Source organism: Bdellovibrio sp. HM001 (assembly GCF_055397275.1).
In genome coordinates this window covers 2,224,888-2,242,762 of record NZ_AP029174.1, presented here as the reverse complement: position 1 = coordinate 2,242,762, position 17,875 = coordinate 2,224,888, and the positions used below count along the sequence as shown (strand labels likewise).

Below are 17,875 nucleotides of genomic sequence, written 5' to 3'. Positions count from 1 at the left end.
TTCCAATTGAACGGGTAATTGTTTCAAAACGGCTGCCGTTTTCTGGCGCGGTATTTGCTCAACCGGTGACGGGGATCTTTTTAAGGTCTCTTTGACACCACAAAAAAGGATACGCCATGTCCCTCAGAATAGTCATAGTCTGTGCGTTATGCCTGATGGCTCTTTCGATCGCCAGTGCCGAGAGCGTTTCATTGCCGTTGAACTCGGTAAAGAAGCCCGCCATGGACCTTATCAGTCAGACGGGTGCCGCTTTGGATGTCGGTCAGGCTGCAGCTTTGGCTAATCAGGGGCAGGACCTGAGCGTTCTGAATCCCGCTGAAAACAAGATGTGGCAAAACCGTGTCTATCCGGGCGTTGAAGACGTGCCGGGCAGCTATCCGACCTCTGCAAGAGGAGTGCAGTTCCTGTCTGAAGAAGCAGCCTTGCCTTTCACCTACATGTCCCGTGTTCAGTCCAATGAAAACCCAAACCTGTTCTATCGTTTAAGCTTAAGCCGTCTGACCCACACAACTTTGATGCGTGCAGCCCTGCTCAGAAAACTCGGCTACTATGTTCCGTCTCCAAAGTATTACCGCAACCTGCGTGTATTCTTTAAGTCTGAGGAAGAAAAGAAATCCTTCCTGAAAAATGCCCAGGAATCCATGATTTCTGACTTTGACAGTCGTGGCTGGGTGACAGAAGACAACACCCAAAACCATTCTGTGGTCTTTGCCGACGCGATGCTGGAGCCAGCCGTGGCAGAGTACTTTGATATCCAATGGGGTTATGCTCCAGATCCAAACAATCCTAATCAATTGCCAGCGGTGCAGCGTTATTCCCGCTATCGCGCCTATCGTGCGTTGATTCTGCCATTTGCTTTGGTGGACTTGCCAGAAAGTGTGAATCGTTTCTCGGCGAAATTCGGGGCTGTTCTTTCCGGTCACGTGATCATCAATCACCCGTCGGCGGAATCCTTCTCTGCCGCAAGTTATGAGGATGTGCGCTGGTTGGTGCGTCGTCTGTCGGAACTACGATACAATGACTTTGTCGAGATCGTGCGTGCCGGGGCTTATCCGCAGGAACTTGAAGACCTGATACTGGCAAAACTGATTCACCGTGCTCACAATGCCTTGGAGCTGTTTAATCTTAAGAATGTTTCCGGCTGGCCGAAGCCGGATCTGAATATCACATCACACTCTGGTCTGGTTAAAGACGGGAAGGTGACTCAGGAGTTCGTTCCGGGCTATCCGCAGCGTTTTGCCCACGGGGATCGTCAATCGCCATTCCAGGATGGGGATTTGGAACGTTACATGGGTATCCGCGCCAAATCCGCGGCGATCAGCACGGTTCTAAATCATATCAATGAAAAGCTGGATCTTTTGTCTGTCGGTGATTTGTATCAAAGCCGCCGTGACGAAATGACCCAACGAGTGATCGAACACATCCGTCAGCGCCCTTACGAGCCTTTATATCAAAAGGTCGAAGCTTGGGGCGGTCCGGTGGGTGGTTTCAACTTCGGAGCCACTCGGCACGTGACAACAGGGACTTACTTCGGAAGTTCCGCGCCAATTCAATTGGTGGATAACGTCAGTGTTGCCGGTCGTTTGGGTTACTTTATGACTCTGGATGGGGTTCCTAAAGTCACACCAATGGCAGGCGCCAACATCATGGTGATGCGTGACTATACCCACGTGCGTCCTTTGACGTCCATTCAGGAAGGCACCAAGGTTTCCTGGAAGGACATGTTGATCCCGCGATTCATGACGAAACTTTCCAGTGTCCTGGATGAAAAAGACCCTATTAAAGGTGCGACTCCCGATGCGCCGACTCGTCAGCCGTTGGATGCCTTCCTGGCCGATCTGCGTGAAGGTGAAGTCTTCACCATCACGGATTCCGTGGCGTTGTCTGCTTACGCTCAGACCTCTTCTTCTTTGGATGTTCTGATGGGGATTTCCCCGTTGAATTTCCTCAATACCGTGGCCGTCGGTGTGGACGCCAACCGTGCGATCCTGCGCCAGACAAGCTTCATGCGCACCAAAGAAGGTGTTCAGGTTTATGTGCGTTCTCAGACCAGCAAGGCTTTGGGAATGACTCTGGACGTAAACTATTTCATTAATATTCTGCGTGTTCGTTCCAACACTACATGGGCGGATCTGAATACGGATGCCTTCGTGATTGATTACAATCCCGAGTACGCTGAATACATTGATTCTGAAAATTCGGATGCGAAGTTCGTGCAGGACTTCAAAAGAACTCGTGACAACCTGAAGCCGGCTTTGCGTGCTCTGTTCAAGAGCAATGATCCGGAATTGTTGTACGCAAAATTCCAGCATCGTAAGTTTGAAATCGATCACAATCTAAAAACCCGCGAGGTGCGATCCAAGTTCTTCGCGATGCGTGTGAATTCCTTCAATGAAGATCATTTGTTGAAAATCCGCTACCCCCGCAGCGAAGAAGCGCCGGAGTTGAATCCAAAAGATGAAGAAGTGACCTTGTTCTCAAATAAGCGCGGGGAATTAAAGGGGCGCGATCTTTTGGGTTTTGCCTTTGACTGGGTGGAAGGTTTGCTCAACAAGTGGGCGCCTAAAGGCCGCGTGGATCTGGCGCGCAGTGATGATCCGAATCCGGCGAACACCCCCTTTGGCAAAGCCTACTGGAGAACCGTCAACACCGAAGCGGACCTGACCACGACGGGCAAGCAGTACCCTTCTGTGGGCGTGGTTCAACACGTCTGGGGTGGCTGGCACTTAAACCGTAAGAAGTTCCTGAAACTTATTGATGAAGTTCAGGGTGAACTGAAGAACTCACCTGTGGCGTCCTATCGCCTGATTGAGCCTGAAGCCTTTGCCAATGTGACGGCCGTGGACTTCTATCGTATCACAGCGAATCTTTCTATTCTTCCTGCGGGTCTGGACAAGATTCGGGATCTGGTGCTGGCACCGGATCAGGACGGTAAGAGCGTGCCGAAAGCCAAGTTCATCGGTCGCTTCTTCCAGAAGATCAGTGAAAAGCTGGGCCGTGAGGCTCGTCCTCATGATAAAGAAATTTACAAGGACATGCTGACAGTCCTGGGGAATGGCGACTTCAAAGCCGGGGAACGCAAATTCGTTGATCAGTGTCAGGAAGAGCAAGACCGTCACAAAAAAGAAAAGTCTATGAACTACACTGGCACCTGGGTGAATGGCACCTACTTTGACTGCATGCTGCCTTGGTTGGAACGTCTGATGAAGCTGTCAGCGGCTTATCCTAAGGACAAAAAAGCCCAGACGCAGTGGATGACCAATGTGATTTACATCCTGGAAGAACAAATTCCATTGCCACAGTTGCTGAAGTTCCTGGGTAAAGAAAATTACATCTACTTCGTTCGCATCAACGGTTTCCGTATGGGTGATGAGGACGGGGACATTGAATACTTCTCCAACACATTGGGGGATCCGAAGCAGCATATCGAATATGCCAACGGTCTGATCCAGATGTTTGCGACGAAGACCCGTATTTCTCCAATCGAGCTGGACAAGACACTGGGGAGCTTCCGATGAGACACGTGATTCTTGCCTTAATCTTTTTCAGTGTGGCTCAGCAGGTGCAGGCGGCCGATCCATTTTCTTCGATGCAGTGGGGCCTGAACAATCAGGGTGTTCCACAGATGATCGACTTGGACCCCTTGCACACGTATAAGATCCCGGCGCGTCCTCAGGAGGATGTGCGTCTGCCAGTTCCCGTCAAGGCATCTAAAAAGGTGATCGTGGCGGTTCTGGATACCGGGATTCAAAAGACTCACCCGGACTTGAAAAATGTCATTCATCGCAATGAATCAGAATGCCGGGCTTTGGCGAAGTTTGAAGCCTGCGTGAAGGATTCTGATCGCGTGACTTGTGAAAAGAAATGGATGGATTTGAATAATCCGGAAGTGGATCAGGACAAGAACGGTTATCCGCTGGACTGTCAGGGCTGGAGTTTACTGGGGGGCATGAATGCCGCAGGCATCATGGGCCGTCCTGACTTTGGCGACGACCAAGGTCACGGAACGCACGTGGCGGGTATCGTGGCGGCGGAAGTGGATAACAATATCGGCGTGCGCGGTTTAAGCGAAAACGTCTCGATTTTGCCGGTGCAGGTGATCGGTGTGCAACCGAGCGAACCTATGAAGCCGCTATCGATTTATGACTCTCCACTGGAAGAGGGTCGCACTCACATCAAAGAAAGTCTTGGCGATATGGTCGCTCGTGGTGTGATCTATGCGATGCGCTCCGGTGCGCAGGTGATTAACTTCTCCATGGGCTGGCCGCAAGCCGCAGACTCTGACTTTATGAGAAAAGTCATCGTTGAAGCCCAAGCCCGTGGTGTGATCATTGTCGCGGCGGCGGGAAATGACTCCACTCGTGCGCTGTTGCGTCCTTGTGCCTATCCCAACGTGATTTGCGTGGGCGCCTCCGGTCCGGACGGCGCGTTTGCACATTTCTCTAATTTCGGTTCCGGCGTGGATATCGTGGCGCCGGGTGTGAACATCTTGAGCACCTATCCTGAAAGCAAACGCCCGGTGCGTTTCCGTTCGACGTTGGGTTACGAATTCCTTTCTGGAACATCTCAGGCTTCACCCTACGTTGCAGCCGCTGTGGCAGAACTTTTGGCGCGCGGAGTTCCGGCTCAAGATGTATACGCTCGTTTGGTTCTTGGGTCCCGTCCTGTGAAAAACAACCTTTCTTTGGTGGAAGGCGGGTCTCATCAAAATGGACAAACGTTAAGCCCGGAAAGGGAAATTTATCGCAAATTTGCTGTTGCCGGGAATATGGACGTAGAACGTTCCCTGAAAGTGCCAGCCCAGCCGCTGATCGTTCCTGCGGATAAGGAAAAAACCGAAATCCTGTGGGATCGTAAAAGCAAAGACTTGAGCTACGAGGTGTCCTTCGTCAATAAATGGCAGGACGTGGAAATCGGCAAAGTGAAGATGAATGCCCAATTCCTGAAGCCTCATGCTGATGCCGCTCGTCCGTGGATCACGGCCGTGAAAGAGTCTGCACCTTACCCTGGTGTCTGGAAGCAGGGGGAAGTGCGTAAGTTTGTGGTGATGATGAGTATTGTGGATCACAGCGATCCATCTAAGTCCCGTATTCCCAGTGAACTGGATTTGACCGTGGACGTAAGTGTTTCTGGTCAGGAAGCCCGTCGCTATGTTCTGGAAAGCGAAATCATTGTTCCAATCAATTCAGACGCCGTGGGTGCGGATGTAAACGCCTTCAAGCTGTCGGGAATGCCAAGAACCCGCACCTCCTTCCTGCCAATCGATGAGAATCTGGATAACCATCCTGAAGAGCGACATTACTTCGTGCAAGCTGGAGATGAGAAAAACTGGCAGTTGTGGGTGGCCGCGAACAACGGTTCTGAGACCTACACTGTTGTGGGTGGTACAAAAATCCGCATGGAAGCTGAAGAAAAGTTGCGTGCCCAGATTCTGGTTCGTCTGGATCTGAATAATGACGGGCAAAGTGAATACGCTTTGGGTGTATTTGAAGATCGCAGCGAGGCGACCGAGCCGGGGCCTTCGCCCATGAGCTTCTTCTTCTTTGATAAATCCATGAAGCTTCTGGATAGTTTCAAATATTCCAGCGAAGTGGCGCAGATTCCATTTGCGATGTACTGGCAAAAAGTGGGCGGCACCAAACGTCCGGCGTGGGTGGGCGCGGGTAAAGACCCAGCCAAGAAGCGCAGCCTGAAAGATCGCTGGGAAAATCCGGATAATATCGAAAGATCGCAGACGCGTTTCTATTATATCAATGAAAAGAACGAGCTAAAAGCTCTGGAAGAGCACAATGGCTACAAGATCATTGATGTGATCGAGCCACGTCGTGACCAGGTGGTGGCAGGCCGTGTTCCTGTTCTTTTAGCGAAGAACCAGGGCACTGAGGCCAAACCTTCTTACCTGTATAACTTCGCCATCGCAGAAATTATTGATGGGCGGGTTGAGAACTTTATGGAGCTGGATCTTTTCGCCAACCAGAACACGTACAGAAACATTTTAGATACGCGTGTCGATAAAGTGCACTCTTTGGACTATCAGAAAGATGAGTTTGCTGGCAGCTTCTGGTTCAGTGAAGGTTTGGATCGTCAGCAGCGTTTGTCGGTGTTCGATAATAAAAATTGGGAACTACTGGATCAGCAGTTGAAGGCAGAACGGTCCCAATTTGACTCCGCTTTGTGGGTTCGTGCGGTTTATTCAGGGCTTCAACGCAAGGGTGCATTCGTTCTGACAAACTCTGAAATTCAGTATCATGACCTGAATACGCAACGCGTGATTAGCCGCAGTTATGAGCGTTACACGTTCTTCCCTGACCTATTTATGTCTAATTCGTACTATCCGCTGACTTTGCGGGATGCGCGCGATGCGACAACGAAGATCCCTGCACTATTTACAACGGAGGGCTCAGGCCTCAGCCGTGGTGTCAGAATGTTGGTACCGGTTTTTGCAAGGGATGGATCTGCGGTTGAACTGGTGTCACCAGCTCGCTTGAGATTGAAGTCAGGAACAGGCTGTCGTCCTTTGGAAACGCCTGTGTTCGATGGAGCCAAGGGAGCACACTCTTTCGACTACTATTGTGGCGATAAATTGCTACGGGTTAACTTGACATATTAAACAAAAGACGATTTTTAAGGATCGCAATTTAAAAAACCTATAAGGGGGAAACCATCATGAAAAATGTTTTGCGTGGAATTCTAGCGACAGTTGTTGTTACTGGCTTTGCTGCCTGCGGTGGCGGTGGCGGCGGTGGTGGCGGCGGCGGCCAAGTGATCTACTACCCATACGAAACTGTGTACGGTGATGTGTGCCAGACTCAGGAGGCTTCTCCTGGTTGTACTTTCTTGAAGTCCAACGGTCAGCGTATCAAAGTTACTGACGATCCACACTACAACAGAGGTGGCTACGGTTCTGACGATCTTTGGTATGTAAAATTCGATTCCAACGGTCAGGCAGCTGTGTACGACGATTTGGGCCGTTTCCAGTACTATGCTAACGTAAGTGAATTCGCTGGATATATCGGTGGTACAACTATCGGTGTCGGTACAACTGGTTTCTACTGGGAGGATATCTCCAACGGAACTTACTGGTTGGGTAAAAACGGCGTATTGTACAATGCAAACTCCGGTGAAGCTAACTACGGTCAAGCGATCAACGATAAAACTGCTTCTTCTGCTTCAGACACAAACTTTGCTGCTTTGAACTCTGATGCAAACAAAGAGCTTGTTAAAATGGCTTCTGATCGTTTGATGAAAGAATACGGCTTCAAGCAAGACAAAGCAGTTGCAGTTGCTTCTGCGTTGAACTCTTGGGCGGTAGCGGCTGCAGAGCGTGGCACTACTTCTGAAAGAGACATGGACAAGACTTTCAAAGCTGTTTTCGGTGTTCAGTTCTCTGACGCTTTGGCTGCTGCTAAAGATCTTTCTCTGGGTGACAAAGCAGGTATGCAAGATCTAACAAACAGATCTGCTGCGGCTTTGGGTTTGAAACCTCACCAGGCTCAAAAGTTCATGAAGGGCATGTACAAAAAAGCTCTTGCTAACTGGGGTTACGACGAATCCAGCTTCAACTGGTAATTGTCGGGCTTTTATAGCTTAGATACTTAAAGAGGCTCCCTTGTCAGGGAGCCTCTTTTTTTTGCCCTAAAACGATGGGGGAACCGCTTCGGGGGGATTGTCTTCGGAGGGGGATTCCTCAACAACCTGCTCAATAATAAGAGCTTTCAGGAACGTCTTCCGGTTAACGGCGTAATAAATTCCGCCACTAAGTAATCCCAGAATAAATCCATAAAAATGGCACAGGTAACTGATAGTCGGATCAAAGGCCGAGGCGGGCATAAAGATCCCCAGAGCCACGCCCATCACCCGCAGAATCCTTTGGGTCAGGCTGCGCTGCTGGTCCAATAGCAGGTAGAGCACCAACCAGGCGCCACCCATCCAGTACACCACGCCGGAGATTCCAATCAGGCGGGTTTGTGGCTCATAGCTGAGCAATGTCAGCAGATTCGCAAGGCCTCCCACAGCTAAAGCGGCGATGGGGAATAACCACAAACTAAAGTAACCTGTCAGCAGATATCCCAGAACGAAGATTCCCAAAGCGTTCGAGGCTAAATGTCCTAGGTCCGCGTGAGCAAAAAGCGCCGACCAAAGGCGCCAGTATTCATGCTTTTGCAAGACCCCTTCGTTCGATGCAACCATCAAAGACGAGACCCCGCCAATGTCCTTCCAGTAAGCCACAGCCGTGACGATAAGGATAAAGACGGACCAAGCGGCAATCAGACTGGCGCGAAAGCGGGGGCGGCGGCTAAGCCAGGTGCGGCGAACCACAGAAAACGTGGTGGTTTCCGCCAAGGGTGGGGTGGATTGCATAGAGGACCTCCGGCAACAAAGATGAGTCTTTTAGAGGCCCTGTCAAGATAGGCTGACTATTTGGAAACAAACACGTAAGGAGTCGTCACCAAGGAGTCCGGCAGTCCTTTTTTATCTCTGAATGTTTCAAAGGACACTTTGATTACCTGAATTTTCCCATCGGCATTTTTGCTGGTGATGGAAAGAGTGCATTCATCGGTGCCGTCATAGCTGTTGCCTGTGCAGTAAGTGGATGTCAGAGACGCCGAGCCATCACTGGAAATCAGGGCTTCGGCTAGGACCGTAGAAAGCTTCTTTTCCACACTCCCAGAGTCACCCTGAACTTTTACCGACGTCGTGGCCGCCTGATTGAGCAAAACTTCCGTGGCTCTTTGCGAAGTTTCGCTCTGAGAGGCAAAACTGACGGAGGCACTGAGCAGCGCCAGGGTTGCAAAGATCGTTTTCATGGAGACTCCTTTTTTATTTCAAGCAATGACACTTATCCGATCAGCCTAAACATGCAAAGCGTGCCGATGGCTAAACTGAAAAGTAACATACTTTCAGTGTCCAGATTGTAGACAGGGAGCCTAAAAGGGTCGGGCAGAGACCAGGGGGTCTTGCAGAACCCTGGTCTGTTTTTAGATGCTTAGAAATAACCGATCAAGCCGGCTTGCAGGGAAAGTCCGGTCACCGTGATGTCAGAGCCCACTCCGCCGGATTTCTTCTGATAGATGTAGCCGCCATCCATGCGGAAGCCGACGTTGCTGCCTGTCGGGAACCATTTTACAAAAGGCCCGGCAAACACGGTCATCAGATCGCTCTTGGCGCCGGATCCGTTGTCATACTGACCAAAAGATCCCATGCCTCCCAAGCCGTAGATAAAGATCTCGCCTGGAGTGTTGGAGATCATGTTATAGTCCGCCCAGCCTCCGAGGGACAGAGTGGTCGCAGTCACACTGCCAGTGGCATCAGAGGCATAAGAACCCAAAGGACCCACTTCATAGGAAGCGAAGTTCCAGCCAAAGCGTCCGGAGATGGAAAGATCTGTTTCATTGGAAGATCCAGCAGCATCGGACTTGGTGTTCATCAGGCTGAAGCTGACGGAGACCAGATATTTGCGCATGGACTGGCTCATGGTCGTGTCGCCAAATTCATCCGGCGCCAGCTCATAGACTTGGCCTGGCGCCAGACTGCCGCCAGAAAAATCAATTATAGCCTGGCTGCCTTTGACTTTACGAACTTTGATTTTTTGGGCGAAGGCCGAAGATGAAAAGGCCAATAGGGCACACAGAATGAAGAGCTTTTTCATGTTATCCTTTCCAAGATGATGTATCAGACTAAAGTCTTTCAATCCGCACTGGGGCTGTCAACGAGAAGTTGTCTCAGGATGAGACCCAAACATTCCTTATGTTTAAGTATTCCTGTGTTTCGGCCGAATTAGAAACTGTAACAGGGGAACAAAGGGAGTGCCATGTCTTCTTCCTGGGGAAACATTCCGACTTGGGCCTATGATGCGGCTCAAGCATTGATGCAGTCTTTGAAGATTGTGGACCCGTTGACGTACGCGCATTGCTGCCGCGTGGGTGAGATGTCCCGCAAACTGGCACGTGATGCCGGCCTGAATGAGTATCAACAAAAACTGGCGGAGTTCGCAGGTCTTTTCCATGATATTGGCAAGATTGGGGTTCCTCAGGAAATCATCGCCAAGCCGGGCAAATTGACGGATCAAGAGTATGAATTGATGAAGTGCCACCCGGTTTTGAGTGAAGAGATCATCAAGCCTCTGGCACAGCACGATTTCTTTGCAGAGATACTGCCGGGGATTCGTGGTCATCACGAACGTGTCGATGGACGTGGGTATCCGGATAAGAAAAACGGGGATGAGATTCCGCTGATTGCGCGGATCATTCTGGTCGTGGACACGTGTGATGCGATGTCTGAAACCCGAGCTTACCGCAAAGGTCTGCCGATGGAAGTGGTGTATGAGGAGCTTAAGCGCTGCTCGGGCACTCAGTTTGATCCACAACTGGTGAAAATCTTTTTGCAAGCCCACGGGCACTGGAAAGATCAGGCGCCGGACCAGGACACACTTCAGTATCTGATTAAAAAAATCGCTTAAAAAAATGCCCTCTTTCAGAGGGCATTTTTCTTTCTATTGTCTGTTCGTGCTTTCAAAGATTTTGTCAGCGGATTTGGCGACAAAGCCCTGATACAATTGGCCGTTGGCCAGTGGATAACGTTTGGCGAACTCATAATAACATCCCGGGATGTTGTGAGTGCTGCCATCGTCAAATTTCACTGGAATTTCAGAGGCCATGGTGGAGCTTTGCTCCAGGAAGTCCTCGGGTGTTCCTTTGATTTCGCCGCCCGATTTGTTCAGAGTGTAACCTTTTTCCTGAACGAATTGGTTGAGCACTTTGATGTCATTGAACTTTTTTAGTTTGTTGATATTGACGGTGAAGTGGTTGGGGCGGAAACCATAGGCGGCCACCCAGCTGGCGTATTCACTTTCCTTCGCCAGCGCAGCGTACACATCCCAGGTGATTTTCCATGGGCGACCGGCCATTGCGAAGGCCTCGCTTTCGATCAAAGAGTCCGGAACCTGATCCACCAGTTTGTTCACGGTTTCGCGCACGAATGGGGACACCTTTTCCAGTTCCAGCTCACTGATGAAGATTTTGGGATTGTCCATATTGGGGTGTTCGTAGTGTTTGGCATAAAGCTTCTTTTCCACGAACGTGTATTCACCCTTTTCAACATAACCCAGTTTTTTGAAGTGCTTTGCCAGGGATTCAATGCCCAGGCGGGGATGGTTGAAGGTGCGCAGAGCGATGTGGTCATTCAGCACAGTTTCACCCTCAGCGGTGAAAATGTCATAAATGCGTTTGGCAGCAGGGTTTAGTTCACAATAATCAACCCACATTTTTTGCAATAGGGTGTCCAGAGTCATCATAATTTTCTCTCCTGTATGCGTGAAGACTACTCCGCTTGGCAAAGAGGCGCAACGCCCCTTCAATGGCTGCGAGCGTTAAGCGTTGGAGGCCGGAAGATTATCACTAAGAATAGGGTTCCTGTGGAGTAAAAATGACAACGTTGCCTGAGATCCAACAAATTGAAAAAAAGATCGAAGCTTTGGGCTCCACCGGGAGGGCGGAAGTGCTGGCTTACAGTGAGCACGAGGATCTGCGCTTTCCCATCTACAAAGTCAGTTTTGGCAGTCAGGATCCCCAAGCGCCGGTATTGGGTTTTGTCGGCGGGGTGCATGGGTTGGAGCGCATCGGCGCCCAGGTGTGTGTCGCATTGATGAATTCTTTGGCGGAACTGGCCCAGTGGGATGTGACTCTTCAGCAGACGTTACAGAATATTCGTATTTTCTTTATTCCCACAGTCAATCCTGTCGGTATTCAGCGCAAGACCCGCTGCAATCCCAACGGCGTGGATCTGATGCGCAATGCGCCTGTGGAGGCGGACAATCCGCAGTTTCTTCTTGGGGGGCATCGCTTCAGCAACAAACTGCCCTGGTACCGGGGAGAGCTGGGGGCGCCGATGCAGCTGGAGGCCCAGGCTTTGGTGGATACCGTTCAAAAAGAAATCGCGCAAAGCCCCCTTGCGATCACTTTGGATTTGCACTCTGGTTTTGGTTTGCAGGATCGTTTGTGGTTCCCTTATGCCAAGACGGTGAAGCCGTATCCGGATCTGCACCTGTGTTATGCACTGAAAGAGCTTTTGGACCGCACTTATCCGCATCACTTTTATCGGGTCGAGCCTCAGGCGCAGAACTACACAACTCATGGAGATTTGTGGGACTACCTCTATGACAACCATTCGGGCCGGACACAGGGGCAGATCTATGTTCCTCTGTGTCTGGAGATGGGGTCCTGGCTGTGGGTGAAAAAAAATCCGTGGCAGATATTCAGCGCCGAGGGGCCGTTCAATCCTCTGAAAGGGCATCGTCACAAACGGACTCTGCGTCGGCACAACACTCTGATGGAGTTTTTGATTCGGGCCTTGAGTTCGCCTCAGGCTTGGGTCGGAAACGAGCCGCACAAGGTGCAGCAACTTGAACAGAAAGCAAAGGAGCTTTGGTATGGCGAACGGTAGAAACTGGCTTTTATTGCGCGGTCTTGCGCGTGGTGTGGGGCATTGGGGTTCGTTCGCAGAGACCATTCAGAAACACTTCCCAGAAGATCGTTTTGAGTTTCTGGATTTGCCGGGCAATGGTTCGCGCCACTTGGAAAGCAGCCCCCTACGAATTGCGGACTATGTGAAGGATTTGCGTTTGCGTTGCAGCTATGTCAAAAATGGCCAGCCCTTTCAAATCCTTTCTGTGTCTTTGGGATCCATGATCACGGTGGAGTGGATGCGGGAATATCCGCATGAAGTAAAAAGAGCATTCTTGACCTGCACCAGTTCCGCGGGGCTGTCGCCGTTTTATCATCGTTTCTATCTGGCCAATGTGCCGCAGGGGCTGAAGCTTTTGGGAAAACTGGAGGATGCTGAGCTGTGGGAAAAAACCGTGTTGGGCATGATCGTGAACAATCAGGAACGTCGCGAGGCGGAACTGCCTGCGATGATTGAGTACTCTAGAAAGTATCCGATGAATCCGACCAACGTGTTTCGTCAGTTGCTGGCGGCTTCGCAGTACCGCTTTCCCGCACAGCCTCCCGGAGAGGTGAAATTGCTGGGAAGTCATGGGGATCGTCTGGTGTCAGCCAAGTGCACCCTTAAGATCGCCGAACAGTGGGGCCTGAAGGCGCAGATGCACCCCTGGGCCGGGCATGATGTGCCGGTTGACGACCCGCAATGGCTGCTGGAGCAGTTGCTCTAAAAGACCTTTTTTATGGGGTCTTTTTCGGGGTAGATTTTTCAAACATATCGGGGTTTTTTTACCACCAAGTCCTCTATATTTGATTTGAGACACATCAACGCGTGGTTCCGTTGACTCCAGAGGGCTTTTCTTATTTTCTATCCCCTAGACTTTTATCTAGAGGCGAATGTGAGAGTAAGGACCTATATTGCGGCGGCATTTTTAAGTACCGCGGCAGCCCCTAAGGCCATGGCCCAATCCACGAGCTTGAAATTACCTCAAGCCGCAGGGGTGAGCTCTATCCAAGCCCCATCGTCCAAGTCAAAACCAGCAACAGTTTATGGTCAGATCCGTATGGAAGGCATGCAGTACATGTCGGTGATACCGGAGGCGCCTCAGTTGACTTACAGTCAGCTTCTTTCGGCACGTCTGACCGGACTTAAAGAAACCTCCTGGGCTGATTTTGCCGGGGACTTTTCGGGCGGGACCTTCTTCAGCCGAGGACAGTCGCATATCGTCGTCTCGGAGGCTTACATCGCCTCCAAAGGTCAAAACTTCCGTGTCTTTGCCGGTCGTAAAAAGAAAGACTGGAGTGAGATGGATCGCCGCTGGCAGTTGGGTCTGTGGCAGCCGAAGTTTGCCATTGATGCTCTTCGTCCGGAAGAGCAGGGCCTGACGGGTTTCTTTGCTGACTATAACACCAGTGGCTGGGAAATTGTCGGCATGGCGACTCCGGTGTTCATCCCCAGCATGGGGCCGGACATCCGCGAAGAGGGCGGCGGTCTTGTTTCAGACAGCCGTTGGTATCGTGCCCCGTCACGCAATTACGACTTCAATAACAACATCAACACCATTCAGTACAAACTGGATATTCCCGAAGCTGCCAAACTTGCTGACAATGGTGGGGCGGCGATGATGGGACGACTTGGAAACAAGGAAAAGGGTCCCTGGGTTGTGCTCAGCGGGGGTTACCTGCCTGTGAATGAGCTTATCTTAAAGCGTAAGAACTTTAAGGCCGCTTCCGAGGAAAAAGTCGATGTGACGGTGTCTCCGGATGTCACTCATCATATTCTGAAATCCGTGGATGTCGGTTATACCTTGGGCCGCATGAAAGCTTCGCTGTCATATCTGGAAGATGATCCGGTGGAAAAACGTCCGGATCCGGAATGGTCTATTCAGAAATTGATGCCCATCAAAGCCTATTCAGCGGCATTTGATTTTTCTTTGTCCGATATTTTCACCAAGACGCTGGCCTTCCAGTTGGAGTACCTGAAAATTGAAGGTGGCGGAATTCAGGATATTCTTTCTGACGGAACGCCTGATGATTTTACGATGTTTGATGAACGTCTGAAGTTCACCAATGCGCTGTCAGTTCGCGTGGAAGGACAGCTTGCCAGCTTCTTCCGTCGTCCTTTTGTGACTCGTTTTAAATATTTGTATGACTATGATCAGAGGGGATCTTTGCTTAATACAGAGTTCCTTTATTATCCAAGTCAGAAATGGGCTTTGGTCGTTGGAGGCGACGTTCTGGGGGTGCAGGATGAAAATCATGACCCGTCAGGTTTCCTCAATCAATACCGTGCGAACGACCGGTTCTACGGGGGCATGACTTATGTTTTCTAAAATTTCAGCGAACTTATCATCGGGTCTGACAAAGGCCCTTTTGCTTTTGAGTCTGACAGCAGGGCTTGCGGCCTGTGATTCAAAAGTCGGTGAAGAGCCTCCGCCGCCGGATGCTCAGGAGTTCGGCGGTACGCAGTGCTTAAGTGACGCCAAGCCGGTCGTGAAAGCATTCATTGTCGGCGATGCCAAAACCGGGGATCTTGAAACCACCTGGGACTGCATTGGCAGTGCAGTTGAAAAGTTCAAACGGTATGTGCGCGGACGCAATGCCGATCGCTATACTTCTCAGGAGCTGGCGACCTTCCTGGAAAGAAACTTCCTGGATCCGAAGGAAAAAATCACGATTTCCCCGGCTTTGCAGGTGGAATTCATGAAGCTGAAACAGGTCTTTCTGGGCGGCAGCCGGGACTATCTGACTCGCGCGGAGCTGGATAAAACCATTTCCTTGATTCGCAGCTTGCGTGAAATCACCGTGAATCTGAATCCGTACATGAAGGTCATCGCCTTGCGCTGGGAGGTTTCTGAAACCCCGAGTATGCAGCGGGATGTCCGTTACTTTGAAGAGGCCAATAAAGAAATTCAGGATGCGGCCCGCACGCTGGCTTCTTTGATCGAAAAAAATGGTCAAAGTTATTATCTGTCCGACTTTGTTGTTTTGATGCGCGAAATGTCCCAGCTCTTTGGTGAAACCTGGGAATTCCCGGAGGTGATCAGCAAGTACATGCCGATCATCAGGAAAGTGAAAAAGGCTCTTGCGGGCGGGGATGAAAACTCCATCACCCCCAATGAGTGGCGCCGCTTCAGTCTGCTGGGGGCCCGCGGATACGTGCAGTTCTTGCGTTATCACTATTTTATCAAGTCTGTTCCCGAGACGGGGACGGGGTATCGTCTTTCCTATCTGGCGCGCACGGTTGAGGACGTATTGTCTGTCTTCCAGGATCTGGTGGCAGAAAAGCCGGAAGGTGTGGTTTCTCGGGACGAGATTTTTGATCTTCTGAAAACCCTGGAAGTCGTGTGGCCGGAATTCAAAGTCTCCACCGGATTGGTCTTTGAGGGCATGAAGATCAAGCAGTTGTTCTTCGGGGGCAGTGTGGATTCCCTGACCACCACGGACTTTGAAACGGCCCGTCTGAAAGTCAGTCGTATCAAGACGCTGATTGAGCGTTTCATGCCTTATTATTCCATTTATGGGCGCGAGTGGGATCCGGAAATGTATGGTCCGGAAGAGTCACAGAAGCTTTACATGGAATCTCAGTTCGTTCTGGAAGCCACCGTGCGTGAGGCCGGGGTTTTGTTCGAAGGCTCCTATGACCTGAATGACCTGAATAATATCGTTCGAGAGATCGAACTTCTTTATCCTCCGAAAGAAGGCCGCGGCCTGACAGAGAAGGTGAAAGCCTATCTGCCGCTGGTCATAGATGCGAAAAACATCGTGCTGGGCGGGAATGATTCTTCTTTGCGCAAATCCAATTGGAGTGTTTTGCTGGGCTTTGCCGCGCGTGCGTATTCGGATTATCTGTATTACGACTACTTCCTGAAAGAGCAGTCGTTCCAACAGCCGGTCATTCTGAGTTATCTGTCCGTCTTTGCCAACCAAAGTCTGAACATCCTGCGTGATCTGTTGCTGGTGAAAAAAGAAAATCAGTTCAGTCATGCCGAGCTGAACAAGCTGGTCAAACACATGATCCGTCTGGAGCTGATCCCCAAAGCCATCAACGAGCAGTCGGCGGATCAGCTGGTGAAAGTGGTTTTGAACAACATCCTGAATCCACCCGAGATGCGCATATCAGGACAGTTGCCGAATGCTTTGACTGTGACCTCGGTTGAAGTGGCACGGCAGGAAATGCAGATCTGGCTTGATGCCGAACTGATGTTTGCACAAATGGCCGAGGGCTGGAAAGAAGACGAAGGCATTCGTGGCAAGGATTTACTGGATCAACTGAAGCGCACCAACCGGGCTCTGGATGCGTCCAATGGTCCGTTGCTGGCTGCGATGAAAGAGTTGCTGCTTTCGGTGGACAGCCCCGTGCCGATGACGACAAACGACAAGGGCTTTGTCATTATCTCTAACAAGTTTGAGCAGCTTTATACGCATAAGAGTTTGCGGGACCTGAATCGCAACCGAGCTGTGGCACGTCTGCTGATCCGGTCTTTTGCAACGGATTTAAAGCGAATTGAGACTTATCAGGGAGCAACTTTACAAGAGGTGGAAGGTGGGTTTAACAGCCTCAAGTCCATTTTTGTTGAGATGGGTCTTTTGGATCCTAAGAACGTGACTTTTGCTTCCTCACGTTTCCGGGAAGCCAATATTTTTGTGCCACATTCAGACGGCAACAGTTTGGCGTCTCAGGCCGAAATCACGGATCTGATCGGTATGATCTGGTCGGGTGTCAGCATCAACTCTGAGCTGCGTGAAGAGCTGGTGAGAGTCTGCTTTAAGCCCGGCGAGGTTGTGACAGATTCCAGCCGAGTGAATTTAAGTTGTGTGCGTAAAGCCTATAGAGCAGTGATGGCTGATATTATGTCAGCGACGCCAGAGTATGTGTCCTTCATGAAGAAGGCCAGCGCCGATGAGTGGGCTTATTATATGAATAACATCTTTATGGCTGCTGGCTATGTTCCGAATGATCAGAATATGGCGATGATGGGTGATATTGCCCTGACTCCGCATGTGATTCAGTATGTGGAAATGATCTTTGCGCGCTTTGACCGAAACAAAGACGCGATCATTTCAACCCAGGAAGCGATCAATGCCTTCCCGGCGTTCAAAGGTCTTTTGAGAGAGCTGGCAAAAGACCTTCTGGACAGTGGAACGTTAAAGGAAAAGGATCTGTTGGATGTGTTCACCTTCATCTTGCGCTATGGAAAGCCGCCAACGACGTTGACGGAAAAAGCGCGCTTCATGTTTAAGTGGAAGGGCAAACCGGAAAAATGGGATGTGTGGGCGGACCGTGTGCAGTTGGCTCAGATCCTGGGGTACATCGCTGAAGAAGTAGCAAGGTCGTCCAAGTGATGCCCAAGCCAAAAGCAGTAAGAGATTAGATTGATAGAAATAAAAAAAAAGGCCCCGGTGAATCACCGAGGCCTTTTTTTTAAGAGCGAAGT

At 50.5% G+C, this 17,875-nt stretch carries 12 protein-coding genes; 8 read left to right on the top strand and 4 right to left on the bottom strand.

What is annotated here, in order from left to right; translation table 11 throughout:
- The first annotated feature begins 116 nt into the window (after window positions 1-116).
- The 3 genes from ACZ5ZZ_RS10685 to ACZ5ZZ_RS10675 are packed head-to-tail and all read left to right on the top strand — an operon-like array spanning window position 117 to window position 7,569.
- Window positions 117-3,518, top strand: coding sequence for a hypothetical protein (locus ACZ5ZZ_RS10685; RefSeq protein ID WP_464131056.1), 3,402 nt, complete (start codon window positions 117-119; stop codon window positions 3,516-3,518).
- Window positions 3,515-6,610, top strand: a complete 3,096-nt coding sequence (locus ACZ5ZZ_RS10680; RefSeq protein ID WP_464139306.1) for a S8 family serine peptidase — start codon at window positions 3,515-3,517, stop codon at window positions 6,608-6,610. The genes ACZ5ZZ_RS10685 and ACZ5ZZ_RS10680 overlap by 4 nt, the downstream gene beginning before the upstream one ends.
- A gap of 56 nt (window positions 6,611-6,666) precedes the next feature.
- Complete coding sequence (locus tag ACZ5ZZ_RS10675; RefSeq protein WP_464139304.1) at window positions 6,667-7,569, top strand: hypothetical protein; 903 nt, start codon at window positions 6,667-6,669, stop codon at window positions 7,567-7,569.
- Between the two features lie 66 nt (window positions 7,570-7,635).
- Here the strand turns inward: ACZ5ZZ_RS10675 and ACZ5ZZ_RS10670 are convergent, their stop codons facing one another.
- The 3 genes from ACZ5ZZ_RS10670 to ACZ5ZZ_RS10660 all read right to left on the bottom strand — a co-directional run bounded on the left by ACZ5ZZ_RS10670 (window position 7,636) and on the right by ACZ5ZZ_RS10660 (window position 9,649).
- Window positions 7,636-8,361, bottom strand: coding sequence for a rhomboid family intramembrane serine protease (locus ACZ5ZZ_RS10670; RefSeq protein ID WP_464139302.1), 726 nt, complete (start codon window positions 8,359-8,361; stop codon window positions 7,636-7,638).
- A 56-nt stretch (window positions 8,362-8,417) separates the two neighbouring features.
- Entirely contained in the window at window positions 8,418-8,807 is a 390-nt protein-coding gene (locus ACZ5ZZ_RS10665; protein WP_464139300.1) for a hypothetical protein, read from the bottom strand.
- 179 nt (window positions 8,808-8,986) lie between these two features.
- Window positions 8,987-9,649: a hypothetical protein gene (locus ACZ5ZZ_RS10660; protein WP_464117199.1), complete on the bottom strand. Its 663-nt coding sequence runs from the start codon at window positions 9,647-9,649 to the stop codon at window positions 8,987-8,989.
- A 162-nt stretch (window positions 9,650-9,811) separates the two neighbouring features.
- Here ACZ5ZZ_RS10660 and ACZ5ZZ_RS10655 point away from each other — a divergent pair, with 162 nt between their 5' ends.
- Window positions 9,812-10,459, top strand: a complete 648-nt coding sequence (locus ACZ5ZZ_RS10655) for an HD-GYP domain-containing protein (RefSeq protein WP_347359184.1) — start codon at window positions 9,812-9,814, stop codon at window positions 10,457-10,459.
- 33 nt (window positions 10,460-10,492) lie between these two features.
- On the opposite strand, the gene ACZ5ZZ_RS10650 is transcribed toward ACZ5ZZ_RS10655, so the two are convergent.
- On the bottom strand, window positions 10,493-11,293 hold the full coding sequence (locus tag ACZ5ZZ_RS10650; RefSeq protein ID WP_464117198.1) for a 2-oxoadipate dioxygenase/decarboxylase family protein: 801 nt from the start codon (window positions 11,291-11,293) through the stop codon (window positions 10,493-10,495).
- A 131-nt stretch (window positions 11,294-11,424) separates the two neighbouring features.
- On the opposite strand from ACZ5ZZ_RS10650, the gene ACZ5ZZ_RS10645 reads away from it, so the two are divergent.
- The 4 genes from ACZ5ZZ_RS10645 (at window position 11,425) to ACZ5ZZ_RS10630 (ending at window position 17,783) form a co-directional block, all read left to right on the top strand.
- On the top strand, window positions 11,425-12,441 hold the full coding sequence (locus ACZ5ZZ_RS10645; RefSeq protein WP_464131051.1) for a DUF2817 domain-containing protein: 1,017 nt from the start codon (window positions 11,425-11,427) through the stop codon (window positions 12,439-12,441).
- On the top strand, window positions 12,428-13,168 hold the full coding sequence (locus tag ACZ5ZZ_RS10640; RefSeq protein ID WP_464139298.1) for an alpha/beta fold hydrolase: 741 nt from the start codon (window positions 12,428-12,430) through the stop codon (window positions 13,166-13,168). Before ACZ5ZZ_RS10645 ends, ACZ5ZZ_RS10640 begins: the two co-directional genes overlap by 14 nt.
- A gap of 168 nt (window positions 13,169-13,336) precedes the next feature.
- Window positions 13,337-14,770, top strand: coding sequence for a transposase (locus ACZ5ZZ_RS10635; RefSeq protein WP_464131048.1), 1,434 nt, complete (start codon window positions 13,337-13,339; stop codon window positions 14,768-14,770).
- Window positions 14,760-17,783 (top strand): hypothetical protein, encoded by a 3,024-nt coding sequence (locus ACZ5ZZ_RS10630; protein ID WP_464131046.1) that lies wholly within the window; start codon window positions 14,760-14,762, stop codon window positions 17,781-17,783. Before ACZ5ZZ_RS10635 ends, ACZ5ZZ_RS10630 begins: the two co-directional genes overlap by 11 nt.
- Window positions 17,784-17,875 lie beyond the last annotated feature (92 nt).